Origin of the sequence: Bradyrhizobium sp. CCGB20, assembly GCF_024199855.1 — a bacterium.
Taxonomy (GTDB): Bacteria; Pseudomonadota; Alphaproteobacteria; order Rhizobiales; family Xanthobacteraceae; genus Bradyrhizobium.
Map to the genome: position 1 here is coordinate 971,100 of NZ_JANADN010000001.1, position 23,626 is coordinate 994,725.

At 64.9% G+C, this 23,626-nt stretch carries 24 protein-coding genes; 9 read left to right on the plus strand and 15 right to left on the minus strand.

The genetic code is table 11. The features are described 5' to 3' along the window. The first annotated feature begins 122 nt into the window (after positions 1 to 122). Genes NLM15_RS04515 through NLM15_RS04525 form a run of 3 tightly spaced genes read left to right on the plus strand, consistent with a single transcriptional unit; the run spans position 123 to position 2,728 of the window. Complete coding sequence (locus NLM15_RS04515; RefSeq protein ID WP_254115717.1) at positions 123 to 1,181, plus strand: amidohydrolase family protein; 1,059 nt, start codon at positions 123 to 125, stop codon at positions 1,179 to 1,181. Between the two features lie 24 nt (positions 1,182 to 1,205). After that, on the plus strand, positions 1,206 to 2,315 hold the full coding sequence (locus NLM15_RS04520) for an amidohydrolase family protein (protein WP_254115724.1): 1,110 nt from the start codon (positions 1,206 to 1,208) through the stop codon (positions 2,313 to 2,315). Beyond that, positions 2,315 to 2,728 (plus strand): Rieske (2Fe-2S) protein, encoded by a 414-nt coding sequence (locus NLM15_RS04525; RefSeq protein WP_254115726.1) that lies wholly within the window; start codon positions 2,315 to 2,317, stop codon positions 2,726 to 2,728. The genes NLM15_RS04520 and NLM15_RS04525 overlap by 1 nt, the downstream gene beginning before the upstream one ends. A 115-nt stretch (positions 2,729 to 2,843) precedes the next feature. Here NLM15_RS04525 and NLM15_RS04530 read toward each other — a convergent pair whose 3' ends face one another. Continuing rightward, entirely contained in the window at positions 2,844 to 4,169 is a 1,326-nt protein-coding gene (locus tag NLM15_RS04530; RefSeq protein ID WP_254115728.1) for an MFS transporter, read from the minus strand. Between the two features lie 142 nt (positions 4,170 to 4,311). Continuing rightward, positions 4,312 to 5,211, minus strand: a complete 900-nt coding sequence (locus NLM15_RS04535; RefSeq protein ID WP_254115731.1) for a transcriptional regulator GcvA — start codon at positions 5,209 to 5,211, stop codon at positions 4,312 to 4,314. Between the two features lie 110 nt (positions 5,212 to 5,321). Between NLM15_RS04535 and NLM15_RS04540 the strand changes: the two genes are divergently transcribed. After that, complete coding sequence (locus NLM15_RS04540) at positions 5,322 to 5,525, plus strand: DUF1127 domain-containing protein (protein ID WP_063980835.1); 204 nt, start codon at positions 5,322 to 5,324, stop codon at positions 5,523 to 5,525. An 82-nt stretch (positions 5,526 to 5,607) separates the two neighbouring features. Beyond that, on the plus strand, positions 5,608 to 6,231 hold the full coding sequence (locus tag NLM15_RS04545) for a GNAT family N-acetyltransferase (protein ID WP_254115733.1): 624 nt from the start codon (positions 5,608 to 5,610) through the stop codon (positions 6,229 to 6,231). Positions 6,232 to 6,281: 50 nt separating this feature from the next. Here the strand turns inward: NLM15_RS04545 and NLM15_RS04550 are convergent, their stop codons facing one another. After that, the gene (locus NLM15_RS04550; protein WP_254124142.1) at positions 6,282 to 7,124 is read right to left on the minus strand and encodes an oxidoreductase; all 843 of its coding nucleotides are present in this window, start codon (positions 7,122 to 7,124) and stop codon (positions 6,282 to 6,284) included. A gap of 120 nt (positions 7,125 to 7,244) precedes the next feature. Between NLM15_RS04550 and NLM15_RS04555 the strand changes: the two genes are divergently transcribed. Next, positions 7,245 to 8,135: a LysR family transcriptional regulator gene (locus NLM15_RS04555; protein WP_254115747.1), complete on the plus strand. Its 891-nt coding sequence runs from the start codon at positions 7,245 to 7,247 to the stop codon at positions 8,133 to 8,135. Positions 8,136 to 8,160: 25 nt separating this feature from the next. Here the strand turns inward: NLM15_RS04555 and NLM15_RS04560 are convergent, their stop codons facing one another. Together NLM15_RS04560 and NLM15_RS04565 are read right to left on the minus strand one after the other, a co-directional pair. Then, complete coding sequence (locus NLM15_RS04560; RefSeq protein WP_254115754.1) at positions 8,161 to 8,991, minus strand: enoyl-CoA hydratase; 831 nt, start codon at positions 8,989 to 8,991, stop codon at positions 8,161 to 8,163. Positions 8,992 to 9,106: 115 nt separating this feature from the next. Next, entirely contained in the window at positions 9,107 to 9,808 is a 702-nt protein-coding gene (locus NLM15_RS04565) for an SDR family oxidoreductase (protein ID WP_254115761.1), read from the minus strand. A gap of 231 nt (positions 9,809 to 10,039) precedes the next feature. On the opposite strand from NLM15_RS04565, the gene NLM15_RS04570 reads away from it, so the two are divergent. Further along, positions 10,040 to 11,824 carry an acyl-CoA dehydrogenase family protein gene (locus NLM15_RS04570; RefSeq protein WP_254115763.1) on the plus strand — a complete coding sequence of 595 codons (1,785 nt, stop codon included), beginning with the start codon at positions 10,040 to 10,042 and terminating at the stop codon, positions 11,822 to 11,824. A 44-nt stretch (positions 11,825 to 11,868) separates the two neighbouring features. Beyond that, positions 11,869 to 12,957, plus strand: coding sequence for a Zn-dependent alcohol dehydrogenase (locus NLM15_RS04575; protein ID WP_254115765.1), 1,089 nt, complete (start codon positions 11,869 to 11,871; stop codon positions 12,955 to 12,957). A gap of 176 nt (positions 12,958 to 13,133) precedes the next feature. Here NLM15_RS04575 and NLM15_RS04580 read toward each other — a convergent pair whose 3' ends face one another. The 8 genes from NLM15_RS04580 to NLM15_RS04615 all read right to left on the minus strand — a co-directional run bounded on the left by NLM15_RS04580 (position 13,134) and on the right by NLM15_RS04615 (position 21,109). Continuing rightward, a complete protein-coding gene (locus NLM15_RS04580; RefSeq protein WP_254115767.1) occupies positions 13,134 to 13,487 on the minus strand; it encodes a nuclear transport factor 2 family protein in 354 nt (117 codons plus the stop codon). 124 nt (positions 13,488 to 13,611) lie between these two features. Continuing rightward, positions 13,612 to 15,084, minus strand: a complete 1,473-nt coding sequence (locus NLM15_RS04585) for an amidase (RefSeq protein WP_254115769.1) — start codon at positions 15,082 to 15,084, stop codon at positions 13,612 to 13,614. A gap of 97 nt (positions 15,085 to 15,181) precedes the next feature. Continuing rightward, positions 15,182 to 16,153: an iron exporter MbfA gene (gene mbfA, locus NLM15_RS04590; RefSeq protein WP_254115771.1), complete on the minus strand. Its 972-nt coding sequence runs from the start codon at positions 16,151 to 16,153 to the stop codon at positions 15,182 to 15,184. A 67-nt stretch (positions 16,154 to 16,220) separates the two neighbouring features. Then, positions 16,221 to 17,369: an alpha/beta fold hydrolase gene (locus NLM15_RS04595; RefSeq protein ID WP_305887427.1), complete on the minus strand. Its 1,149-nt coding sequence runs from the start codon at positions 17,367 to 17,369 to the stop codon at positions 16,221 to 16,223. A gap of 149 nt (positions 17,370 to 17,518) precedes the next feature. Then, on the minus strand, positions 17,519 to 18,388 hold the full coding sequence (locus NLM15_RS04600) for an MBL fold metallo-hydrolase (protein ID WP_254115773.1): 870 nt from the start codon (positions 18,386 to 18,388) through the stop codon (positions 17,519 to 17,521). Between the two features lie 15 nt (positions 18,389 to 18,403). Continuing rightward, positions 18,404 to 19,015 carry a glutathione S-transferase family protein gene (locus tag NLM15_RS04605; protein ID WP_254115775.1) on the minus strand — a complete coding sequence of 204 codons (612 nt, stop codon included), beginning with the start codon at positions 19,013 to 19,015 and terminating at the stop codon, positions 18,404 to 18,406. A 184-nt stretch (positions 19,016 to 19,199) separates the two neighbouring features. Further along, entirely contained in the window at positions 19,200 to 20,042 is an 843-nt protein-coding gene (locus NLM15_RS04610; protein WP_254115779.1) for a fumarylacetoacetate hydrolase family protein, read from the minus strand. A 215-nt stretch (positions 20,043 to 20,257) separates the two neighbouring features. Continuing rightward, positions 20,258 to 21,109, minus strand: coding sequence for an MBL fold metallo-hydrolase (locus NLM15_RS04615; protein ID WP_254115781.1), 852 nt, complete (start codon positions 21,107 to 21,109; stop codon positions 20,258 to 20,260). Between the two features lie 125 nt (positions 21,110 to 21,234). Here NLM15_RS04615 and NLM15_RS04620 point away from each other — a divergent pair, with 125 nt between their 5' ends. Beyond that, positions 21,235 to 21,666, plus strand: a complete 432-nt coding sequence (locus NLM15_RS04620) for a DUF3775 domain-containing protein (RefSeq protein ID WP_254115783.1) — start codon at positions 21,235 to 21,237, stop codon at positions 21,664 to 21,666. Between the two features lie 3 nt (positions 21,667 to 21,669). Here the strand turns inward: NLM15_RS04620 and NLM15_RS04625 are convergent, their stop codons facing one another. Next, entirely contained in the window at positions 21,670 to 22,659 is a 990-nt protein-coding gene (locus tag NLM15_RS04625; RefSeq protein WP_254115791.1) for a zinc-binding dehydrogenase, read from the minus strand. Then, a complete protein-coding gene (locus NLM15_RS04630; RefSeq protein ID WP_254115793.1) occupies positions 22,656 to 23,438 on the minus strand; it encodes an SDR family oxidoreductase in 783 nt (260 codons plus the stop codon). Before NLM15_RS04630 ends, NLM15_RS04625 begins: the two co-directional genes overlap by 4 nt. Positions 23,439 to 23,626 lie beyond the last annotated feature (188 nt).

A 23,626-nucleotide genomic window follows, 5' to 3' on the forward strand; every position in this document is an offset into this window, starting at 1 on the left:
CATATGACAGAAGCCTTGGCCGAGTTGCGGGCGACGGGCAGGCCTGCTTGAATGGCAGACAAGATGGCAGCCACGAAGCGCTGCCCCGGGACAAGACGAGGAAACGTGAGAAGGGAGACGTGATGGCGTCCCTGATCGCCGGCGGGGTGGATTGCGACGTGCATCCGGCCGTGCCGCATCTGACCAGCCTGCTGCCGTACCTGAACGACTATTGGCGCGATCAGGTGACGACGCGCGGCATGGTCGACCTTGTCTCCCAATCCTATCCGCAGAACTCGCCGATCGTGGCGCGTCCCGATTGGCGGCCGGAAACCGGCAAGCCCGGCGAAAGCCTGGAGGACATGCAGCGCCATCTGCTCGATCCCTTCCAGCTCACGCACGCCATCTGCAATCCGCTCTACGGCGTGCAGATGGTGTTTTCGGAGGATTTGCAGGCCGCCTTCTGCCGCGCGCTGAACGAATGGCTCGTGAAGGAATGGCTCGATCGCGACGAGCGGCTGCGCGGCTCGATCGTGATCCCGACGCAAAGTGTCGAGAAGGCCGTCGCCGAGATCGAGCGCTGCGCACAGGATCGACGCTTCGTGCAGGTGCTGATGCTGGTGATGGGCGACACGCCGCTCGGCAAGCGCGCGTGGTGGCCGATCTATGAGGCGGCGGAACGGCTCGCGCTGCCCGTCGGGATTCATGCCGGTTCCGCCTATCACAATCCGCCGACCGCGGTGGGGTGGGGTTCCTATCACATCGAGGACTATGTCGGTCAGGCCCAGGCGTTCCAGACCCAGCTCACCAGCCTGATCGTCGAGGGTGTGTTCGCCAAATATCCGCGCCTGAAGATGGTGATGCTGGAATCCGGCGTGTCCTGGATCTCTCCCTTTCTCTGGCGGCTGCACAAGTTCTGGCGCGGGGTGCGGATGGAGACGCCCTGGGTCGATCGCGCGCCGCTCGAGATTGTGCGCAGCAACATCCGTTTCTCGTTACAGCCATTTGATGCGCCGCCGGAACCTGAGACATTAATTCGCCTGTTTGATCATATGCAGTCGGACGAATTGGTCCTATTCTCCACGGACTATCCGCACTGGCAGTTCGAGGGCCAGGACGCGCTGCCCGAGGGTCTGTCCCCCGATCTCGTGCGCAAGATCATGATCGATAATCCACATGCAACCTATCCCCGCCTGACTTAGCCCGCTGCCAAAGGAGGCAAGGCGATGAATATCCAGTTCCGCGAGAGCTCCGAAGCCGCATCCCCCCTGACTGCGAAAACCGCGATCGCGGATTGCGACATCCATCCGGCCCGCGCCACGCGCACCGAGCTCTATCCCTATCTCGCCAAACGCTGGCAACATCATCTCGAAGTCTACGGCGTCCATGCCTATCAGGGCATGATGGAAGGCCCGCCCTATCCGAAGGCGCAGCCCAACGCCTCGCGCCGCGATGCCTATCCGCCGGAGGGCGGCCCGCAGGGGTCCTCGCTGTCCTTCATGCAGAAGCAGCTGCTCGATCCCAACAACGTGCAACTCGGCGTGCTCAATCCGCTCAACACCGGGCAAGGCATCCGCAATCACGAGCTCTCGGCGGCGCTGTGCTCCGCGATCAACGATTGGCAGATCGACAAATGGACCTCTAAGGACAAGCGCCTCAAGGCCTCGATCGTCGTCGGCAATGAGGACGGCCTGTCGGCCGCCGCCGAAATCCGCGAGCGCGCCGGCGACAAGAATTTCGTGCAGGTGCTCCTGCTCAGCCGCAACGTCGAGCCGCTCGGCCAGCGCCGTTACTGGCCGATCTATCAGGCCGCGGAAGAGGCGGGGCTTCCCGTCGGCGTGCACGCTTTCGGCTTCGGCGGCAACCCGATCACGCCGTCGGGGTGGCCTTCCTATTACATCGAGGAGATGGTCGGCCACTCGCAGTGTCAGCAATCGGCGCTGGCGAGCCTTGTTTTGGAAGGTGTGTTCGCGCGCTTCCCGAAGCTGAAGATGGTGATGATCGAGGCCGGCTTCGGTTGGGCCCCGTCGCTCGCCTGGCGGCTCGACAAGGTCTGGCAGCGGCTGCGCAGCGAGGTGCCGCATGTGAAGCGGCCGCCGTCGGAATATATCCGCGAGCAGGTGTGGTGGACCACGCAGCCGATGGAGGACCCGGAGCGGCGCGAGGACCTGTTCGACGTCATCAAGTGGATCGGCTGGGACCGGCTGCTGTTCGCGACCGACTATCCGCATTGGGACTATGACGAGCCGTCGCGTGTGCTGCCGGCCGGCGTCAGCGACGACAATCGCGCGGCGTTTTATCTCGGCAATGCGCAGAAGCTGTACGGCATTTCCTGATGGCAAGACACGTCATTGCGCCGGTGGATGAGTTACCGCCGGGCACGCGAAAATTTCTGGAGATCGACGGACGGCCGATCGCGGTCTTCAACATCAAGGGCGAGTATTTCGGCCTGATGAACCGCTGCCCGCATCAGGGCGCGGCGCTGTGCGAGGGCCCGCTGATCGGGCTGGCGCAATCAAAGGACCCCGGCGAGATCGAGTACACCAAGCTCGGCGAGATCATCCGCTGCCCGTGGCACGGCTGGGAGTTCGATATCCGCACCGGCCAGTCCTATTGCGATCCCCGCCGCTTCCGCGTGAAGGCCTATCCGGCGCATGTCGAGCCGGGCGCGAGCGTGGTGAAGGGGCCGTATGTCGCCGAGACTGTCACGGTCAAGGTCGAGAGCGACTACGTGGTGGTGGAGCTGTAGGCCTCCGCCGTCATTCCGGGGCGATGCGAAGCATCGAGCCCGGAATCCATCGTGCAACGGAAATGCTGGGAGGCATGGATTCCGGGCTCGCGCTACGCGCGCCCCGGAATGACACCTAATGTCCCGCAACCGGCTCCGCCACCGCGTCATATGTCGGCACCGTCTTGCCGCCGCCGCGATAGACGACCGACGCGGCGATGATGCCGAGCACCGCGGCGAACATCAGCCAGAAGCCGGGCGAGGCCTTGTCGCCTGTATGCTCGATCAGCAAGGTCGAGGCGAACGGTGTGAAGGTGCCGAACAGCGCGGCGGCGAGCGCAAACGCGAGCGAGAAGCAGGTGGTGCGCACATGCGCCGGCACGATCTCGACCAGCGCGCCGAGCATGGTGCCGCTGTAGACGCCGAAATAGAACGAGAACATCATCTCGACCGCGAGCAGCTTGCCGAAGGTCGGTGCCGCCACCAGCCAGTGCAGCGCCGGGTAGGCGGTGACGAGCGCCAGGCAGGCGATGGTGAGCAGCACGGGCTTGCGGCCGATCCGGTCGGACAGCGCGCCGCCGACCGGATTCCAGAAGAAGTTGGTCACGGCGACGAGCAGCGTCACGAGCAGTGCGTCCTGCGTCGAGAGCTTCAGCACGGTCTTGCCGAAGGTCGGCGTGTACACGGTGACGAAGTAGAACGTCGTCGTGGTCAGGACCGCGATCATCATGCCGAGGATGACGATGCGCCAGTTGGCGAGCGCCGAGGCGAACACTTCGCTGGCGGTCGGATGCTTCTTCATGGCGAGGAAGGCTGGCGTCTCCTCCAGCGTCCGCCGCAGGAAGAAGATCAGGGGAATGATCAGGCAGCCGACGAAGAAGGGAATGCGCCAGCCCCAGGCGGCAACGGTGTCGGCCGGCATCACCTCCGAGAGGATGTAGCCGAGGATCGAGGCCACGAAGATCGCGACCTGCTGGCTCGAGGACTGGAACGAGGTGTAGAAGCCGCGATTGCCGGGCGTCGAGATCTCCGCGAGATACACCGAGACGCCGCCGAGCTCGACGCCGGCGGAGAAGCCCTGCAGCAGCCGGCCGATCAGCACGATGATTGGCGCGGCGATGCCGATGGTCGCGTAGCTCGGGCAGAACGCGATCACGACCGTGCCGAAGGCCATGATGCCGAGCGTGACGATGAGACCCTGGCGGCGGCCGATGCGGTCGATGTAGGCGCCGAGCACGATCGCGCCGACGGGGCGCATCAAGGCGCCGAGCCAGAACACGCCGAACGTGTTGAGCAGCGACGCCGTCTCGTTGGAGGAGGGAAAGAACGCCTTGCCGATCGCGGCGGCGTAGAAGCCGAACAGGAAGAAATCGAACTGCTCGAGGAAGTTGCCGGAGGTGGCGCGCAGGATCGCGCCGATGCGCGACTTGATCTCGGGCGGATTGGTTGCTGATCCAGCCATGACGTTACTCCCCTGGAAGGCGTGGCCGGACCGGAACTCATTTCACGGCAAGGCAACAGATTGAAGCTGCGACAATCTGTCCTACCCCTCCCGCGCGGGGCGCGGCGAGTCAACCGATTTCAGTGCGGAAGCCGATGATTTTTCAGGCTTTATTCTGCGTTGCAGCGATCATCCATTCCCGGAACGCCGCCAGCTTCGGCGCCTCGCGCCGGCCCTCGGGCGCGACCAGGTAGAAGCCAGCATCGGCCGGCAGCGCGATCTTGAAGGGCACCACGAGACGGCCCTTGGCGATGTCGTCCTGGACGTAGGAGGTCCGACCCATCGCCACGCCGATGCCGTCGATCGCGGCCTGGATGGTCATGAAGATCATGTCGAAGGTGATGCCCGGTTGCCTCGCGATGTCGGCCGGCAGGCCTGCCGCCGTCAGCCATAGCCGCCAGTCGTCGCTGTTGGCGTTCGAGGTGTGCAGCAGCGGATAGCCCTTCAGATCCTCCGGCTGCCGCAGCGGCTTGTCGCCCCGAAGGAGAGAAGGGCTGCACACCGGAAACAGCTCGTCCGCCATCAGCCAATCGGCGCGCAGGCCCGGCCACTGACCGCGGCCATAACGAATCGCGGCATCGACATTGTCGCGCTGGAAATCGACGAGGCTGGTCGAGGTGGTGATGCGGACATCGATGCCGGGATGCTGCTCCTGGAAATCGGTCAGCCGCGGCAGCAGCCATTTCGCGGCGAGCGATGCCAGCGTCGAGACCGTCAGCACCTTGTCGTCGTCCTTGCGCAGCAGGCGATCGGTCGCGAGGCGAAGGTCGTTGAAGGCGGCGCGGACACCCGGCAAATAGTCGCGCGCTTCCGGCGTCAGCGCCAGCGCGCGGTTCTGCCGGACGAACAGGCGGATGCCGAGCTCCTCCTCGAGCCGCCGGATCTGATGGCTGATCGCGGTCTGGGTCACGTTCAGCTCGGAAGCCGCCAGCGTGAAGCTGAGATGGCGCGCGGCGGCCTCAAAGGCCCTCAAACCGTTCAGGGATGGCAATCTGGCAGTCATCTGGCAGCAGGCTGCATGACGTTATTTCATGCGAAAGGGTACAAATTGTCGTTTGTCGCAGCGCGGAAGGAAGCAGATATTAGCGTTCAAGTTAGCTCAAGGAGCTGAAAATGTCTACTTTGACCCACAATTCGATGACAAATCATCATGCGCCGGGCCTGATCCAGCAGATCGGCGAGACGCTCCACGTCTGGCACGAGCGCTACCGGACCCGCCGCGAACTCACCCACTGGACGGCCCGCGATCTCCACGACGTCGGCCTGTCCTGGACCGACATCGCCTATGAGGCGGACAAACCCTTCTGGCGGGCCTGATTGGCCGCCAGGCCGGCGCCGCCTGACTGTGGGGGCGCCGGCGGTCCCTTTCTCCCTGAAGTCCCCTTGGGGGGCCTGTGTCATGAGCACTCTTCGCCTGGAAGATCTGAAGCAATATTCGGATGTCCTGCGCACCCGTCAGGGCGAGCCGGTCAACGTTCGCTTCGTCGAGCCGCGCGACACCGAGGAGCTTCAGCACTATTTCCGCTCGCTCTCGACCCGCTCCCGCTACAACCGCTTCTTCGGGGCGATCAGCGAATTGCCGAAGGGCTTGCTGCACGAATTCCTGCAGGTCGGCGAGCCCGAACGTTTCACGGTCGTCGCGACCAGGATGGTCGACGGCTTCCAGACCATCGTCGCCGAAGCGCGCTACGCCTTCCATGCCGAGACCGCGACGCTCGAATTCGGCCTGTCGGTCCACGACCGCTGGCAGGGCCACGGCATCGCAACCGCGCTGATGAAGAATCTCGAATGCCGCGCCGCCGCGCTCGGCGCCGAGCATATGTTTGGCGACACGTTGCGTTCCAATGAGGCCATGATCTCCCTCTCGCGCAAATCCGGCTTCGCTTTCGTCAACCATCCCGACGACTGGAAGCTGGTGCGCTTCGACAAGGAGATCGCGGTCGCACCAAAAGACATTCCCTGCGCCAGCTGGCGCCTCGCCGCCCTTTCCCGTCAGGCCGACAGCCCCTCAGCCTCGGCCTGACACCACTCCAAGCCCGGCCTGGCACAGCCAGAGCCGGGCTTTTTTTGTCCTCATTTTGCGCCGTCGACGGTGAAGTCGGTCGAGGTCGCCACAGACCGCCAACCCGCCAGCTCGCGTGCCACGAAGATGTTCTTGGCCTCGATCCGCTCCACCGTATCGCTGCCGAGCGGCAGCCGCAGCGGCGGGGTCTTGGCATCGACCAGCTTCAGGAAAGCCTGCGCCAGCTTGCGCGGGTCGCCGCGCTGGCCGCCATTGACGTCGGCCGCGTGCGCGCGGGTCTTGCCGACGCTGTCGTGATAATCGTCGATCTCCTGCGCGGTGCGCGACAGCGAGCTCTCGTCGAGGAAGTCGGTGCGGAAGAAGCCAGGCTCGACCACCGTCACCTTGATTCCGAGCGGCGCAACTTCGCCCGCCAGCGCTTCGCTCAAGCCTTCGACCGCGAACTTGGTGGCGCCGTAAACGCCCCAGCCGGGAAAGCCGGCGTAGCCGCCCACCGACGAGATGTTGATGACATGTCCCGACCGCTGGCGGCGCATGTGCGGCAGCACCGCGCGGGTGACGCTGAGGAGGCCGAACACATTCGTGCCGAACAGCTTTTGCGTTTCCGCATCGCTCGCCTCCTCGATCGCCCCCAGGAGGCCATAGCCGGCATTGTTGACGAGGATGTCGATGCGGCCGAAGCGCTTCACGGCCTGGCCCGCGGCCTCATGCGCCTCGGTCTCACGGGTGACGTCGAGCCGCGTCGCCAGCAGCCGCTCGTGAGCGCCGAGCCGCGCGGTGACGGTCGAAGGATCGCGCGCGGTCGCCACGACCGCGTCGCCGGCTTTCAACGCCGCCTCGGCGATCAAGGCGCCAAATCCGCGGGATGCTCCTGTGATGAACCAGACACGCATGGTGTTGCCCTTTCCATTTTGGCCCGGCGATTTGCCGGAGCCGATGGGCAAGGTGTAGCGGCTCGCCATAGCTGAGATAATCCGCTATGTATTTTGCAAGCTAGTGAGAAAAATTCATCAATGCGGATCGACCCGTCCGACCTCGCGACCTTCCTCGCCATCGCCCGCCACCGCAGCTTTCGCGCGGCGGCGACCGAGCTTGGCGTCACGCCGTCGGCGCTGTCGCACGCTTTGCGCAATGTCGAGGAGCGGCTGGGCTTGCGCCTCGTCAACCGCACCACCCGCAGCGTGGCGCTCACCGAAGCCGGCGAGCGGCTGTTTGCCCGCATCACGCCGGCCTTCCGCGACATCGACGATGCGCTCGAGGATCTCAACAATTTCCGCGGCAAGCCCGCCGGCACGCTGCGTTTCACCGCCGCGCGTCAGTCGGCGCAGCTCGTGCTGCTGCCGATCGTGACGCGGTTCCTGAAGGCGTTTCCGGACGTCAGCGTGGAGATCGGGATCAACGACGCCCTGATCGACATGGTCGCGGCCGGCTTCGATGCCGGCGTGCGCTTCGGCGAGACCATCGCCGCCGACATGATCGCCGTGCCGATCGGTCCGCGGCACCGTTTCGCCGTGGTCGGTGCGCCCGCCTTCTTCAAGTCCCACAAGCCGCCCACCACGCCGCGCGATCTGAAAGGCCTGCCCTGCATCCGCTACCGCTTCACCTCTGGCGCGCTCTATCACTGGGAATTCGAGCGCGGCGGCATCGAGCTCGCCATCGACGTGACGGGGCCGCTGACGATGAACGACCAGGATCTGATGGTGGGGGCCGCGCTCGACGGTCTCGGCCTCGCTTACGTGTTCGAGGCGCAGGTCGAACCACTGCTGGCAAAACGCAAGCTGGTGCGCGTGCTCGCCGACTGGTGCCCGGCCTATCCCGGCTTTTTCTTGTATTACCCCAGCCGCCGCCAGCTGCCCGCGGCGCTGCGGGCGTTCGTGGATTTTGCGCGGACGGCGACCGCGTAGCCAACTGCGTAGCTCGGATGACCAACTACTTCCCGCTAAACACCGCTTTCCGCTTCTCGATGAACGCCTGCACCGCTTCCTTGTGATCGGCGGTCGTGGTCAGGCGGATCAGGCGTTCGGCCTCGTGGTCGCGGGCGGTCTCGAAATCGAACAGCAGGGCTTCGTCGAGATTTTCCTTCATGTAGCGCAGCGCGAGGCGCGGGCCTTCGGCGAGCGACTTTGCCAGGGTGAAGGCCTCGGTCTGCAATTTGTCGTCGGGCACGACGCGGTTGACGAGGCCGATGGCTTCGGCGCGCGCGGCATCGACCCGATCGCCGGTGAACATCAATTCGCGCGCCCGTGCGGTGCCGACGAGGCGGGTGAGCAGCCAGGCGATGCCGTAATCGCCGCTGAGCGCGATGCGGGCGTAACCGGTGGCGACGAAGGCGGATTGCGCGGCGATACGGATGTCGCAGGCCATGGCGATGGCGAGCCCCGCACCGACCGCGGGGCCGGGCAGCGCCGCGATGGTCGGCTTGCGGATCGACACCAGCGCGCCGGTGAGCAGCCGCTGTCGCTCCTGGAGGTCGGCGACCTTGTCGTCGAAGGACATTTCGAGCTTCTTCGGGTCGCGATGTGCGCCCATGCCCTTGACGTTGCCGCCGGCGCAGAATGCCTCGCCCGCGCCGGTGAGCAGCAGCGCCCCGACACCGGGATTCTCGCCGCAGGCACGGATCATCGCGCGCAGCGCCGGCGTCAGCGTGTCCGACAGCGAGTTGCGCGCCTCCGGCCGGTTCAGCGTGATCACCGCCACGCGGTCGCGGATGACGCAGAGGAGTTCATTGGTGCCGGTGTCGATGGTGGCTTCCGTGGTCATTGATTCTCCCTGCTCTCGTAGGGTGGGCAAAGCGAAGCGTGCCCACGAATTCCTTTCGGGTCCGAGATGGTGGGCACGGCGCTTTGCGCCTTTGCCCACCCTGCGGCAGTCTTGCTCAAAACTTCTCCACCCAGGGCCGCAGCTCCAGCTCCCAGCTCCAGGCGCTGCGCGGCTGCTGCAACACGTTCCAATAGCTCAGCGCGATCGCGTCGGGATCGAGCATCGAATCCGGCTTGTCGTCCGGTTCCGTGTACGCCGCGCTTTTGATGCCGCCGTCGATCACGAAATGCGCGACGTGGATGCCCTGCGGCGAGAGTTCGCGCGCCAGGCTCTGCGCGAGCCCGCGCAGCGCGAACTTGCCCATCGCGAAGGACGCCGACTGCGCATAGCCCTTGACGCTGGCGGAGGCGCCGGTGAACAGGATTGCGCCGTGCTTGTTCGGCAGCATGCGCTTCGCCGCCTGCTGCGCCACCAGGAAGCCGCCATAAGCGCTGACCGCGATCGCCTGCGCGACGTCGGCCGGAACAAGGTCGACGAACGGTCCGCGCGTGCGGCCGCTGGCATTGTAGACGACGAGGTCGGGGGGGCCGATCTCGCGTTCGACCAGGCCGAACAGGCGCTCGACCTCATCCGGGTCGGTGGCGTTGCAGGCATAAGCCTTCGCGCCGGTCTCGCTGCAGAGAGCGCCGAGCTTCTCGATTTTCCGCGCGGCCAGTGCGACGCGAATACCCTGGGCGGACAGCAGCCGCGCCAGCGAGGCGCTCAAGCCTTCGCCCGCGCCGACGATGAGGGCGATCTTGTATTTCGGATGTTCCATGGAGTGATCTCTCGGAGACGGGAAGCCGTTGATCTATGTATCGGCCGCGCGGACAACCAGCCGGGGCGAGCACAATTCCGCAGAGCGAATTGCTCCTTCGCGGCGATCATGCCTCCCTGACAATTTGCGGCTTTATCACGCTCCGCGACTGGAGCATGATCGACATCATTCAACGCGGCAAGCGCCAAAACAGCGCAAAATGTTCGCGGCGCGGAAACGAAGAGGACGATCATGCACAAGCAGGCCACAGGTGAGCCAAAGAATGTCGCGGCCGCACCATCCGGCCTGCTGGCGCCCGATACCACAGGCATGAATTTCTACCGCGCCGACCAGGCGCTGACGGATCTGTTGCGCATCCATCTCCCGGAGAATTTGTTCCGTCACATCGAGCCGCATCTCGATCGCCTCGGCGAACTCGCCGGCGGCCGGCTCGACGACTGCGCACGCCTCGCCGACCGGCACACGCCGGTGCTGCACCAGCGCGACAAGTTCGGCCGCGACGTGCAGTGGATCGAGTACCACCCGGCCTATCGCGAATTGGAGAACGCCGCCTTCGGCGAGTTCGGCATCCACGCGCTCTCGATCCGCAAGGGCATCATGGGCTGGCCGGACAAATATCCGGTCGTTGCAAAACACGCCTTCACCTTCCTGTTCAACCAGACCGAATTCGGCATGGGCTGCCCGATCAACGTCACCGACGGCTGCGCAAAGCTGCTCGCGAATTTCGGCAGTGAGGCCCTGAAGGCAAAGTATCTCGACGGCCTGACCCAGACCGACATGAGCAAGCTGACGCAGGGCGGCCAGTTCATGACCGAGAAGGAGGGCGGCTCCGACGTCGGCACGCTGACCACGCGCGCGGTGCAGGAGGGCGACCATTGGCGCCTCTACGGCGAGAAATGGTTCTGCTCGAACGCCGACGCCAAGGTCGTGATGCTGCTGGCGCGCCCCGAAGGCGCCGGCCCCGGCACGCGCGGCGTTGGCCTGTTCCTGATGCCGCGTTTCCTCGATGACGGCTCGCAGAACAACTACCGGATCGTGCGTCTGAAGGACAAGCTCGGCACGCGGTCGATGGCCTCGGGCGAGATCAAGCTCGAAGGCGCGGTCGCGTACGCCGTCGGCAAGCTCGATCGCGGCTTCGTGCAGATGGCCGAGATGGTGAACTCGTCACGGCTCTCCAACGGCGTCAAGTCGACCGCGCTGATGCGCCGCGCCTATCATGACGCGATGACGGTGGCGAAGAACCGCGTGGTGTTCGGCAATCGCATCATCGACCTGCCGCTCGGACGCCGGCAGATGCTGAAGATCATGCTGCCGGTCGAGCAGGCGCTGTCGATGAGCTTTCTCACGGCCGATGCGCTCGACCGCGCCGAGGCCGGCAGCCAGGACGCGGCGGCGTTGCTGCGTATCCTCACCCCGACGCTGAAATTCCGCGCCACCCGCGATGCGCGAAAAGTCTGCGGCGATGCGCTCGAGATGCGCGGCGGCATCGGCTACATTGAGGAATTCGCGACGCCGCGCCTGCTGCGCGATGCGCATCTCGGCTCCGTCTGGGAAGGCACCGGCAACATCGTCGCGATCGATGCGCTCCGGCGCGCGGTCGGACGTCACGGCGCCGAATCCGCACTCGCCGCCGATCTGCACGCCCGGCTCGACGACAGCGCCTCGGTGCCACAGGCCTGGCGCGACAAATTGCGCGGTCTCGTCGATCGCGCGGTCGGCTTTGCACGCGAGGTCGCGGGCAAGGCCGAGAACGAGGCCGATGCGCGGCGCGCGACCAGCCTGCTTTATCATGTCGCCAGCGCGGTGGCGCTCGCCTGGGAAGCGCATCGCATCCACGAGATGCGCGGCGATGCGCGGAGGCTGCTGCTGTCGCGCCTCGTGATCGACCATCGGGTGACGCCGGCCGATCCGTTCCGGCTGACGGAAAATGCCGCGCAAGCGAAGATCGCAGAGCTACTGCTCGGCGATCGCGCCGGCAGCATGAGCGAGGTTGGCGAACTGGTTCTGGCAGCGTAGGCTGCGCGCCACGATCAAACAAAAAACGCGACAGGGAGTGCTCGATGAAGGCCGCCGTCCTCTATGAAGTCAACCAGCCGCTGGTCATCGAGGATGTCAGCCTGCCGAAGCCGGGCCCGCGCGAGGTCCTGATCCGCACGGCGGTCGCGGGCCTCTGCCATTCCGATCTGCACTTCATGGAAGGCCTTTATCCGCACCCACTGCCCGCAGTGCTCGGGCATGAATCCGCCGGCATTGTCGAGCAGGTCGGCTCAGACGTCACCTATGTGAAGCCGGGCGATCACGTCGTGACCTGCCTGTCGGTGTTTTGCGGCACCTGCGACAATTGCACCACGGGCCGCACCGTGGTCTGCACCGACACCACGGTGAAATTGCTGCCGGGCGCCTCCAACCGGATGCAGTGGTCGAAGCCTGAGAAGCTGCACCAGTTCCTCAATCTCTCATCCTTCGCCGAGCAGATGCTGGTGCACGAGAATGCGATCGTCAAAATCCGCAAGGAGATGCCGCTCGACCTCGCCGCGCTGATCGGCTGCGGCGTCATCACCGGCTACGGCGCGGTGGTGAACACGGCGAAGGTGACGGCCGGCGAGACCGTGGCGGTGATCGGCTGCGGCGGCGTTGGCATGGCCGCGATCAACGGCGCGCAGATCGCCGGCGCCGGCCGTATCATCGCCATCGACACCAATCCGGCAAAGCTCCAGCTCGCGACCAAGCTGGGGGCGACCGACATCATCAATCCCGCCGACGGCGACGTCGTGAAGCAGGTGCGCGACCTCACCAATGGCGGCGTGCATCATTCCTTCGAGGTGCTCGGCCGCAAGGAGACCGCCGAGCAGGCTTTCGGCATGCTGGCATCAGGCGGCACCGCCACCATCGTCGGCATGATCCCGTTCGGCCAGAAGATCGAGCTGCACGGCTTCGACTTCCTGCGCGAGCGCCGGATCCAGGGCTCTTCGATGGGCTCCAACCATTTTCGCGTCGACATGCCGCGGCTGGTCGATTTCTACCTGCGGGGACGGCTCCACCTGGAAGACTGGATCTCGGCGAAGCTGAAGCTGTCGGAGATCAACGAGGGCTTTGCCAACATGAAAGCCGGCAAGACGCTGCGCAGCGTGATCATGTTCGATAGCTGACGGAGGCGCTCGCCGGCGTTGCCTCAAAACAGGTGTCATCGCCCGGCTTGACCGGGCGATCCAGTACTTCGCGGCGGAAGTTGTGTGAACGAATTACCGCTGCGGCGTACTGGATGCCCCGCCTTCGCGGGGCATGACAGCGGAGAGTGTGCGGGGGAGATGCCTGCCTCACGGCCTCACCGCGACACGTGCGCGGACACTGCGAGCCATTTGCCGTTCTGCCTGGCCCAGCAATCGGTGTAGCGGCCTGACGCCTGCTGGCCATCGGCCGTGGTGTAGCTGGTCGCGGCGTGGATGATGGCGAAGTCGCCCATGATACGGATCACGACGTCATGCGCCTGCAAATTGCGGATCGCGATCGGCCGCGCCGTCTGCTCCAGGAAGGAAGCGCGGTCGACCAGCGTCTTGTCGGGATTGGAGCAGTAGAACTCCGGCGCCAGGATCTCGTCGAAACGCTTGACGTCGCAGTTCTGCACCGAGGCGACGTAGTCGCGGTTGAGCGCGGTGAGCTGTTCGAGGTCCTGGCTCATGTTGTTCCTCTCCCTTGTCGACCCTCATGGTGAGGAGGCGCGTCAGCGCCGTCTCGAACCATGAAGGCCATGATGTCTCATCCTTCGAGACGCGCGCCTTGCGCGCTCCTCAGGATGAGGCTTCTCAATCGTCAAACATCTTCGGCGGCACAAACCCGCCGAACTCGCGCTCGATCAGCTCGGCGAGCTTCAGGGGCGTCCTGTCTTCGAGGAAGGGCCCGATGATCTGCACGCCGACGGGCAGGCCGTCCTTCGACAGACCGAGCGGAATAGCCGTTGCCGGCAGCCCCGTCAGCGTGGCGATGCCGGGCCAGGCAAGCTGGTCCGGATAGGCAAAGTCCTTGCCGTCGATGTTGATCCGGCGCGCCTCCTGCTGCGGCGAATGATCATGCGGATAGGCCGGGGTCGGCATGATCGGGCAGATCACCGCATCGAATGTCCTGAACAATTGCCGCCATTGCGCACGCAGGCCGGCGCGGGCGCCCTCGTCGAACACCCAGGTTTGATGCGTGCAGGTCATGCCGCGCAGCCGCTCCGCGAACAGGCTCTTGTCCTCGGGTGAGAGCTGCGCCGCCCCGGCACGCGCGCCGGCGAGAATGTCCGGCGGAAGGAAGGCGCCCAGAAAGCTCATCAGCATGCGCATGTAGAGGCGCGAGGCGTCCGTGAAGTCGGGAAACAGCGGGCTTTCGCGCGCGATGCTCACGCCGGCGCTCGACAATCGCTCCGCCAGCTTCTCGATCGCGCCGTGGATCTCGGCATTCGCAGGCAGCAACCGGTGGCTGTCGATCACCAGCACGCGGAAATCCTTCAGCTCGCGATGTCGCGCCTCCGGCAGCGCGAGCTTGTAGCCGACGCCGAGGTCCAGCGGATCGGGGCCTGCCATCACATCCAGGAGCAGGGGCAGATCGGCCGCACTCCGCGCCATCGGACCGATCACCGCCATGTCGCGCTCCATCGGAATCGCCGGAAATGGCGGTGGCGTATGGCCGCGCGTCGGACAGAGATTGTAGGTCGGCTTGTGCGCATAGACCCCGCAATGGAAGGCGGGAACGCGCAGCGAGCCGCCGATGTCGGAGCCGAGCGAGAGCGGTCCGTAGCCTGCCGCGAGCGCCGCAGACGAGCCGCCCGATGAGCCGCCGGGCGTGCGGCCGAGATCGAACGGATTGTTCGTCGTGCCGTAGATATCGTTGTAGCTCTGCCAATCCGCGAGCCCGGCGGGAACGTTGGTCTTGCCGAGGATGACGCCGCCGGCGTTCTTCACCCGGGAGATCGACAGCGCGTCCTCCGCCGGCCTGAAATCCTTCTGCGGCGTCCAGCCCCAGGTCGTGGGCAGGCCGGCGACGTTGTAGGATTCCTTCACCGTGACGGGGAGGCCGAGCAGCGGCTTCCGCTCGCCGCGCGCCAGCGCCGCATCCGCCTCGCGCGCCGCAACCAGCGCGCGATCGAAATCCCGCACGCAGATCGCGTTGATCTTGCCGTCATGCCGTTCGATGCGCTCGATCGCATCCTGCGTGAGCTCGACCGCGGAGACCTTCTTCGCGCTCAATGCGGCCGACAGCTCGACCGCGCTCTTGAAACTCCATTCCGACTTGGCCACGGCGCTTCTCCTGCTCTTATTGCCGGTAGAATGATGCGCAGTTTGGCCGAATGCCGCAATGGCTGTTTGATCGCGATTGCCATGCGATGGGGAAACGTTACGCCGCCCCGATCAATATCCCCACCGCCAGCACGATCGCCCCGCCCAGCACGATCTGGAACACCGCCTGGAGGAATGGCGTGTCCATGTAGCGTGCGCGGATGAAGGCGATCGCCCACAATTCGAAGAACACGACGACGCCGGCGATTCCCGTCGCGATCCAGAATGCGTTCGGCCAGCTGTCCGGGACGAGATAAGGCAGGGTGTGGCCGAGCCCGCCGAGCGTCGTCATCGCGCCGCAGGTGATGCCGCGCAGCCAGGGCGAGCCGCGCCCCGTGAGCGAGCCGTCGTCGGACAGCGCTTCCGCGAATCCCATGCTAATGCCGGCGCCGATCGACGCGGCAAGGCCGACCAGGAACGCCTGCCAGTTCTGGTGCGTGGCGAAGGCCGCGGCGAACAACGGCGCCAGCGTCGAGACCGAGCCGTCCATCAGGCCGGCAAGGCCCGGCTGCACATATTGCAGCACGAACATCCGCCGCCGCGTGCGGTCTTCCTCGGCGCGCACGTCGGGCTTCAGGATCTCGCCGGTGAGCGCGACGGCGCGATTCTCGTGATGCTTTTCCTCCTCGGCGAGATCGCCGAGCAGGCGGCGCACGCCGACATCCTCGGCCTGCTCGGCGGCGCGCGCGTAGAAGCGCTCGGCCTCGAGCTCCATGGTCTCGACCTCTTTCCGGATCGTATCGAGCGGCAGGTTCTTGGTCAGCCAGATCGGGCGCCGGCGCAAAAAGCCTTTGACGTCCTCGCGGCGGATCGGCGGCAGATGCTGGCCGAAGCGCTCCTCGTAGAGTTTCAGCAGGCGATGCCGGTGGCCGCGTTCCTCCTCGGCCATCTCCTCGAAAATCTTCGCCGTATCAGGGTAACGCTCGCGGAGATCCTCGGCGAAGGTCATGTAGATGCGGCTGTCCTGCTCCTCGGAGGAGATCGCGACCGCAAGCACCTCGCGCTCGGTCAGATCGGCAAAAGTCTTCACAGCGGCCCTGTTTTCCTAGTTTAGAATTATTCTAAACTATATAGGGCGCCGTGGTTCCCGGGTCAAATCAGGCCGCACCTGCTTTCGTCAGGAAATCGAGCAGAAGCCGGCTGACCTCGGCCGGTTGCTCCTGCTGCACCCAATGGCCGGCGCCGTCGACGAGGTGACAGCCGAGCAGCTTGGTGCAGCCGCGCCCCTGCATCGCCTCGAACACGCCGGGGCGCTGATAGGTGCCCCAATCCTGCTTGCCGGAAATGAAGCAGGAGGGCACGTCGATGCTGCGGCCCGCAAACAGCTTCATCTCGTTGTTGAGAACGCCTGACGTACCGTAGCGATACCATTGCAGCCCGCCCTGGAATCCGGTGCGGCCATACTCGGCGCTGTAAAAAGCGAGATCGCTGTCCGGCAGCCATTGGTTGGCGGCGATCGCGGCGGGCGAGGGCATCTCCTTCGCGACCGTCTCGGCCATGGTCTCGCCAGCGTCCATCACATAATAGGTCGGCAGCTTGGCCAGTTCATTCGCCGACCACGATGTCAGCGGATACGGCTTGTTGTCGGTCCAGTCCGCACTCTTGTGATGGTAGTAGGCGCGCAGGAAATCATGCACGCCCTGTGGCGCGCGCAGCATGTCGGCATTGGCTGGGCGCGTCGAATAGTACCATTGATAGTGAATACGCGGGCGCGGCAGCGCGGCGAGCTCGCGATGAACAGGGTCTTCGACCGGCGGTTTCGCGGGACCGTCGACCGTGCCAAACGGCAGGAGCGGCGCGCCACCGAAAGGCGCGCTCATCAACGTCACTGTGCGAAACACGTCGGGCCGGATCAGCGCGCACCAGGCCGCGACGGGGCTGCCGAAATCGTGGCCGGCAAGGTCCACCTGCCTGTAGCCGAACGCCGACACCAGCGCGAGCGCATCGCGCACGAGGTTCGGAAGCGAGAACGGCGTGAGATCGCCGTCATAATCGGCGGTCCATCCCGTGGTGCGGCCATAGCCGCGCTGATCCGGCGCGATCACGTGATAGCCCGCAGCCGCGAGCGCCGGCATCACCTTGCGCCAGGAGAAGGCGAGCTCGGGAAAACCGTGCAGAAGCAGGATGCAGGGACGGCCTTTGCTCTCGAAACCGGCCTCGAGCACATGCATGCGCAGGCCGTTGATGCCGTCGACGTAACGCGAGCGGATGCCGGCGGGCAGGGGGATGTCGGGGAGTGTTGTCATGTTTCCCTCCACTCGGGTGGAATCGTAGGGTGGGTTAGCCTCGCGGATTGCGCGAAGCGCAAACCGCCCGGCGTAACCCACCACTTTACTTTCCGCGGAGACAGAAGAGGTGGGTTACGCCTTCGGCTAACCCACCCTACGGCATCTCGCTACACCGCCACACACTCGAACGCGTTCCCCTTGCGCCGGATCTTCCCGACCGACGGCGAGGGGAAATGCGCGGTGCAGCACAGCGTGTCGGTGTCGCAATAGCGTTCCAGGAAACTCCGGCGCGTCGTTGCCGCCTTGGCTTGATCGACGTCGAACTTGATCGACAGCTCCGGATACAGAGTCTGTAGCGGCGAATGCATGAGATCGCCGGAGAACACGGCGTCGTCCTTGCCGCGGCCCATCGTGATCGCGATATGGCCCGGCGTGTGACCGGGTGTCGGCAGGATGCGGACGTGATCGCCGATCTGGTGATCGTTGCCGACCAGTTCGTGCTTCTTCGCCTCGACCACCGGCAGCACGCTGTCGGCGAAGGGCGGGATCTCCGCCTTCGCATTCTCCGCGAACCAGTGGTCGTATTCCTGCTTGGCGAAGAGGTAACGCGCCTTGGGGAAGGTCGGCACCCAGCGGCCGTTCTCCAGCCGTGTGTTCCAGCCGACGTGGTCGACATGCAGATGCGTGCACATCACGAAGTCGATGTCATCGACCGAGACGCCCGCGGTCTTGAGCGCGCGCAAATAGGTATCGTCGGTCTTCATGTTCCATTTCGGACGATTGGGCCGCGGCTTGTCGTTGCCGATGCAGCTGTCGACCAGGATGGTGTGGTGCGGCGTCTTCACCACATAGGACTGGAAGCACAGCAGCAGCACGTCCTGCTCGTCCAGCGCCTTGGCGTCGCGCATCCACGCCCGGTTCTCGGCGAGCACCTCGCTCGTCAGTCCCGGCAGCATCTCCAGTGCCGGGACGAACGAGGTTTCCTGCTCGATGACGCGATGGATGGTGAGATCGCCGACCGCGTATTTCAGGCTCATGAGAACTCCCGAGATTTATGCGGCCGGCGGCACCGAGATCTTCACGGAGGGGCGCTCCAGCATCTTCTGGTGGAAGGCGTCGAGCTTCGGATAGGCCTTGCGCCAGCCGCAATCGGCGAAGCGGAAGTCGGCATAGCCGAGCACGCAGACGAGGCCGATCTGCGAGATGTCGAACGGACCGTTGAGAACTTCAGGCATGTTCTCGAAACGCGCCATGCCGGTCCAGGCCCGGTTCCAGTGGTCGTCCGACCAGGCCTGCCATTGCAGGCCCTGCGGCCGCACCATCTTCTCGTAGCGGCACAGCAACATGGAATCGAGCATGCCGTTGATCAGGGAGTGATTGGTCTTGGCCTTCCAGCGCCGCGGACCGTAATCTGGGATCAGGCTGCCGCCGGCCATCTCGTTGAGATATTCGACGATGACGTAGGAATCCAGAATGACGTCGCCGTCATTGGTGATCAGCACCGGCAGCTTCCTCAGCGGCGTGATGCGCGAATAATCCTCGTTGACCGTGCCCGGCGCGACGGTGGCGGGCGTCAGCTCGATCTTGTCGATCAGCCCGAGCTCGATCGCGGCGATGCGCACCTTGCGGGCAAAGGGCGAAGCTTGGGAGAAGGAGAGTTTCATGGGAAATAACCTCTATCCAGACAGATGGTCCTCATCCTGAGGAGCGCGCCCGTTGGCGCGCGTCTCGAAGGATGGATAACGAGGGATTTTCTCTCGCCACCCGGCGCATATGTCGGGTGGCGGTGTTCTTGGCACATCCATCGAGACGCGCGCATTGCGCGCTCCTCAGGATGAGGCGGAGACTTTACGCCCCGATGATCTCCTGCCTCTGCTCGCCGAGGCCTTCGATGCCGAGCGTGACGACGTCGCCGACGTTGAGGAAGGTCGGCGGCTTCATGCCGAGGCCGACGCCGGGCGGGGTGCCCGTGGTGACGATGTCGCCCGGCAGCAGCGTCATGAACTGCGAGACATAGGAGATGCACTGGGCCATGGAGAAGATCATGGTCTTGGTCGAACCGGTCTGGCGGCGCTGGCCGTTGACGTCGAGCCACATCGAGAGGTTCTGCACGTCCTTGACCTCGTCCTTGGTGGCGAGCCACGGACCGACCGGGCCGAACGTGTCGTGCGACTTGCCCTTGGTCCACTGACCCAGGCGCTCAGTCTGGAAGGCGCGCTCGGAGACGTCGTTGCAGACGCAATAGCCGGCGACGTAGTTCAGCGCGTCGGCTTCCGAGACATACTTCGCGCGGGTGCCGATGATGGCGGCGATCTCGACCTCCCAGTCGAGCTTGGTCGAGCCGCGCGGCTTTTCGACCGCGTCGTTCGGGCCGGACAGCGAGGTGTTCGCCTTCATGAAGATGATCGGCTCGGTCGGGATCGCCGCACCGGTCTCCTTGGCGTGGTCGCTGTAATTGAGGCCGATGGCGACGAATTTCGAGATGCCGGTGACTGGCGCGCCGAAGCGCGGCTTGCCGGAGACGGCGGGCAGGGAGGCGGGGTCGAGGCCTGCGAGTTTCTTCAGGGACTCGGGCGAATAGGCTTCGCCGGTGAGGTCCTTCACATGCGCCGACAGGTCGCGCAACTGGCCGGATTTGTCGATCAGGCCGGGCTTTTCCGCACCCTTTTCGCCATAACGAACAAGCTTCATTCTCGTTTCTCCCTGGAGATGGACCGATCGGTTAAATAGCTTCATGGAACAGGGCGGCGGGAAATTCAACCGCCGAAAAGGGATGCATTGCAGCCCTTCCTTGTAGGGTGGGTTAGCCGCAGGCGTAACCCACCACTTTTCTCTCCGCGGAAGCGGACAGTGGTGGATTACGCCGAGCGGTTTGCGCTTCGCGCAATCCGCAGGGCTAATCCACCCTACGATTGCAGCGCCACAAACCTGAACGCGTCGCCGTCCCGCTTGATGTGTCCGGCCGAGAAATGCCCGCCGATCACCAGCGTCGGAGTATCTGCAAACCGTCCGAACAGCGCTGCCCGCGTCGCGGCCGATTGCGCCTGGTCGGAATCCGCGGTCGAGGACCAGCCGAGATGCGCCATCTGGCAGGGGTGATGGGCGACGTCGCCGGCGAGCAGACCCTGCTCGCCGTCCGACTGGATCAAAACGCTCATATGGCCGGGGCTGTGGCCCGGCGTCGGGATCATGCTGATCTCCTCGCAGAGCCGGTGGTCGCTCGGGATCAGATCGGCCCTGTCGGCATCGACGATCGGTTTCACGGAATCGCCAAACACCGCCGCCTTGTCCGGCTCGGTCGAATGTTCCAGCCAGTGCTCATATTCGGTCCGGCCGAAGACATAGCGCGCTTTCGGAAAGGTCGGCACCCATTTGCCGCCCACGAGCTTCGTGTTCCAGCCGACATGATCGACATGAAGGTGCGTGCACAGCACGGTGTCGATGCTGTCAGGCGCAAAGCCCGCTTCCGTCATCGTCTCCAGGAATGGTGTGGTGCGGTTATTCCAGGCCGGGACGTTGCGGCCCTGCTTGTCGTTGCCGAGGCTGGTGTCGACCACAATGCGTTGCGAGGGTGTTTCCACCACCAGCGAATGGATCGACATCTTCAGCCGGCCCTCTTCGGTGGCGAAATGCGGGATCAGCCAGGGCAGCTTCTGGATTTCGTCGTTGCTCGCCAAAGGCAGGATGAAGCGGGTCGAGCCGACCGTCTCCATTTCCACGATTTTGGTGATTTTGACCTTGCCCACTTTCCACTGCATGCGGCGTGCCCCTCATTTTCTTGCTTTCGCGAAAAGATGCGGCTTTCCGCGGTCGAACGCAATGGATCATCTGCTTCGATGTCGCGTTATCGGAGGAACCCGGCAACAGCCCTAAGGGGGAGCCCATGCCAGAGCTTGCCATATCCACCGACAAGGTCGCCTTCATCATCGAGAAGGCGCGCGAATTCGACGTCAAGGAAGCCGCGTCCGATCCGGATTCGGGGTCCAACCCTTCCGACGATGACGAGATCGACGTGCTGGAGGACTCCACTTCCGATCCGGTCGCAGCCGAGCTCTCCGGCTTCATCCGGGCGCTGAACGAGGACGAGCAACTCGACCTCGTCACGCTGATGTGGCTCGGTCGCGGCGACGGCGAAGTGGAGGAGTGGGACGATCTGCGCGCTCGCGCCGCCGAGGCGCGCGCCGAATACAAGGCTCCCCGGCGCGAGGCGGTGCAGTATCTCCTCGGTGAGCCGATGCTGGGCGATCTCCTGGCCGACGGCATGGACGAGCTCGGCATCGACTGGACCGACGAGCGGACCACGCCGGTTTCGTAACCCTTATCGCGCGCAGTCCACGATCACGGTGCCGAGCTTGTCGCCCTTCTCGACGGCGAGATGGGCCTGCGCCGTGTCCGACAGCGCGAACTGCGCCGCGACGTTGTGGATCCGCGGTCCTGCCGCCAGCCATTTGGTGATGTCGGCCTGCGCTGCTGCAAGCAGCGCCGGCGGCAGTGCGAACAGCACCAGCGACCGCAAGTTGATGCACTTCTCCATCAGCTCGCGCATCGGCACGACAGGTGTGCGGTTGCCATTGGTGGCATAGACCGCAATGGTCGAATTCACCGCCATCAGCTTGAGCGTGGCCGCGATGTTGCCGCCGAAATCGACATCGACCACGTGGTCGACGCCGCGTCCGCCGGTAAAGGCCATCGCCCTGGCGACGACGTCCTCGTCCTTGTAATTGACCACGAGATCGGCGCCGGCCTGCCGCGCCTGCTCGCCCTTCATCGCCGAGCTGACCGTCGCGATCACCTGCGCGCCGCCCCATTTGGCGAGCTGCACCGCATAATGGCCGACCGCGCCGGCACCGCCGGTGACCAGCACGGTCTTGCCGACGATTGGCCCGTCCGCAAAAAGCGAGCACCACGCGGTCATCGCGGGGATGCCGAGCGTCGCGCCTTCCGCAAAAGAAAGATTGTCCGGCAGCGGCGTCACCAGCTGCTCGGTGAGCGCGATATATTCGGCCGCGGTCCCGAAGGCGCGGCCGTTGCGCTGGCCGTTGAACAGCCAGACGCGATCGCCGATCCCGAAGCGCGTCACGCCGTCGCCGATCTGGTCGACAAAGCCCGCGCCGTCGCTGTTCGGGATCACGCGCGAAAATTCCATCGCGCGATAGCTGCCGCCGCGCCGTCCGACATCGGCCGGATTGACGCCGGAGGCTTCCAGGCGAATGCGAACTTCGCCCGGGCCTGCGACCGGCGTCGCCATCTCACCATAGGTGAGAACGTCCGCCGCCGGTCCCGTCTGCTCGTACCAGACTGCTCTCACAGCGTCCCTGGGAAGGCGCCACCATCAAGCAGGATGTTCTGCCCGGTAATGAAGCCGGCCTTGGCGCCGCACAGGAAGGCGCAGGCATAGCCGAACTCGTCGGGCTGGCCGAAGCGGCCGGCCGGGTTGAGCTTGGCGCGTTCGGCCAGGATCTGCTCGGGCGTCGTGCCGCGCTTGTCGGCCTCGGCCTTGGCGGTGCCGGTCAGACGGTCGGTCTCGAACGGGCCCGGCAACAGGCCATTGATGGTGACGTTGTTGATCACGGTCTTGCGCGACAGGCCGGCGATGAAGCCGGTGAGGCCGGCGCGCGCGCCGTTGGAGAGGCCGAGGATGTCGATCGGCGCCTTCACCGCCGCCGAGGTGATGTTGACGACGCGGCCGAACTTGCGCGCCATCATGCCGTCGACGGTCGCCTTGATCAGCTCGATCGGGGTGAGCATGTTGGCGTCGATCGCCTTGATCCAGTCGTCGCGGGTCCAGTTGCGGAAATCGCCGGGCGGCGGGCCGCCGGCATTGTTGATCAGGATATCCGGCTCGGGGCAGGCCTTCAGCACGGCCTCGCGGCCGGCAGGCGTCGTGATGTCGCCGACGATCTCGGTGACCTTCACGCCAGGATAGGCCTTGCGGATGTCGTCGGCCGTCTTCTTCAGGGCTTCGGCGCCGCGCGCGGTCAGAGTGACGTCAACGCCGGCTTCGGCCAGCGAGATGGCGCAGGCGCGTCCGAGGCCCTTGCTGGATGCGCAGACGATGGCGCGGCGACCTTTGATCCCAAGATCCACAGTTTCACTCCCGTAATGTCAGGCAGGTTTTAGAGGGCGGCACTCTAGCCAAACCCGACGGCCCTGATAAGGGATCGAGCCGCGTCAAAATGCATGGCGCGTCGTGCGGCGATGCAAACCGGCATGATCCGGAAAAGTGTGTAGCGGTTTTCCGAAAAGATCATGCCCAGATAACGGAGCGCGATCTT

Excerpts from the sequence above, each read along its gene's own strand:
- NLM15_RS04515 (WP_254115717.1), top strand. The coding sequence starts at position 123 with ATGGCGTCCCTGATCGCCGGCGGGGTGGATTGCGACGTGCATCCGGCC.
- NLM15_RS04520 (WP_254115724.1), top strand. The coding sequence starts at position 1,206 with ATGAATATCCAGTTCCGCGAGAGCTCCGAAGCCGCATCCCCCCTGACT.
- NLM15_RS04525 (WP_254115726.1), top strand. The coding sequence starts at position 2,315 with ATGGCAAGACACGTCATTGCGCCGGTGGATGAGTTACCGCCGGGCACG.
- NLM15_RS04530 (WP_254115728.1), bottom strand. The coding sequence starts at position 4,169 with ATGGCTGGATCAGCAACCAATCCGCCCGAGATCAAGTCGCGCATCGGC.
- NLM15_RS04535 (WP_254115731.1), bottom strand. The coding sequence starts at position 5,211 with ATGACTGCCAGATTGCCATCCCTGAACGGTTTGAGGGCCTTTGAGGCC.
- NLM15_RS04540 (WP_063980835.1), top strand. The coding sequence starts at position 5,322 with ATGTCTACTTTGACCCACAATTCGATGACAAATCATCATGCGCCGGGC.
- NLM15_RS04545 (WP_254115733.1), top strand. The coding sequence starts at position 5,608 with ATGAGCACTCTTCGCCTGGAAGATCTGAAGCAATATTCGGATGTCCTG.
- NLM15_RS04550 (WP_254124142.1), bottom strand. The coding sequence starts at position 7,124 with ATGCGTGTCTGGTTCATCACAGGAGCATCCCGCGGATTTGGCGCCTTG.
- NLM15_RS04555 (WP_254115747.1), top strand. The coding sequence starts at position 7,245 with ATGCGGATCGACCCGTCCGACCTCGCGACCTTCCTCGCCATCGCCCGC.
- NLM15_RS04560 (WP_254115754.1), bottom strand. The coding sequence starts at position 8,991 with ATGACCACGGAAGCCACCATCGACACCGGCACCAATGAACTCCTCTGC.
- NLM15_RS04565 (WP_254115761.1), bottom strand. The coding sequence starts at position 9,808 with ATGGAACATCCGAAATACAAGATCGCCCTCATCGTCGGCGCGGGCGAA.
- NLM15_RS04570 (WP_254115763.1), top strand. The coding sequence starts at position 10,040 with ATGCACAAGCAGGCCACAGGTGAGCCAAAGAATGTCGCGGCCGCACCA.
- NLM15_RS04575 (WP_254115765.1), top strand. The coding sequence starts at position 11,869 with ATGAAGGCCGCCGTCCTCTATGAAGTCAACCAGCCGCTGGTCATCGAG.
- NLM15_RS04580 (WP_254115767.1), bottom strand. The coding sequence starts at position 13,487 with ATGAGCCAGGACCTCGAACAGCTCACCGCGCTCAACCGCGACTACGTC.
- NLM15_RS04595 (WP_305887427.1), bottom strand. The coding sequence starts at position 17,369 with ATGACAACACTCCCCGACATCCCCCTGCCCGCCGGCATCCGCTCGCGT.
- NLM15_RS04600 (WP_254115773.1), bottom strand. The coding sequence starts at position 18,388 with ATGAGCCTGAAATACGCGGTCGGCGATCTCACCATCCATCGCGTCATC.
- NLM15_RS04605 (WP_254115775.1), bottom strand. The coding sequence starts at position 19,015 with ATGAAACTCTCCTTCTCCCAAGCTTCGCCCTTTGCCCGCAAGGTGCGC.
- NLM15_RS04610 (WP_254115779.1), bottom strand. The coding sequence starts at position 20,042 with ATGAAGCTTGTTCGTTATGGCGAAAAGGGTGCGGAAAAGCCCGGCCTG.
- NLM15_RS04615 (WP_254115781.1), bottom strand. The coding sequence starts at position 21,109 with ATGCAGTGGAAAGTGGGCAAGGTCAAAATCACCAAAATCGTGGAAATG.
- NLM15_RS04620 (WP_254115783.1), top strand. The coding sequence starts at position 21,235 with ATGCCAGAGCTTGCCATATCCACCGACAAGGTCGCCTTCATCATCGAG.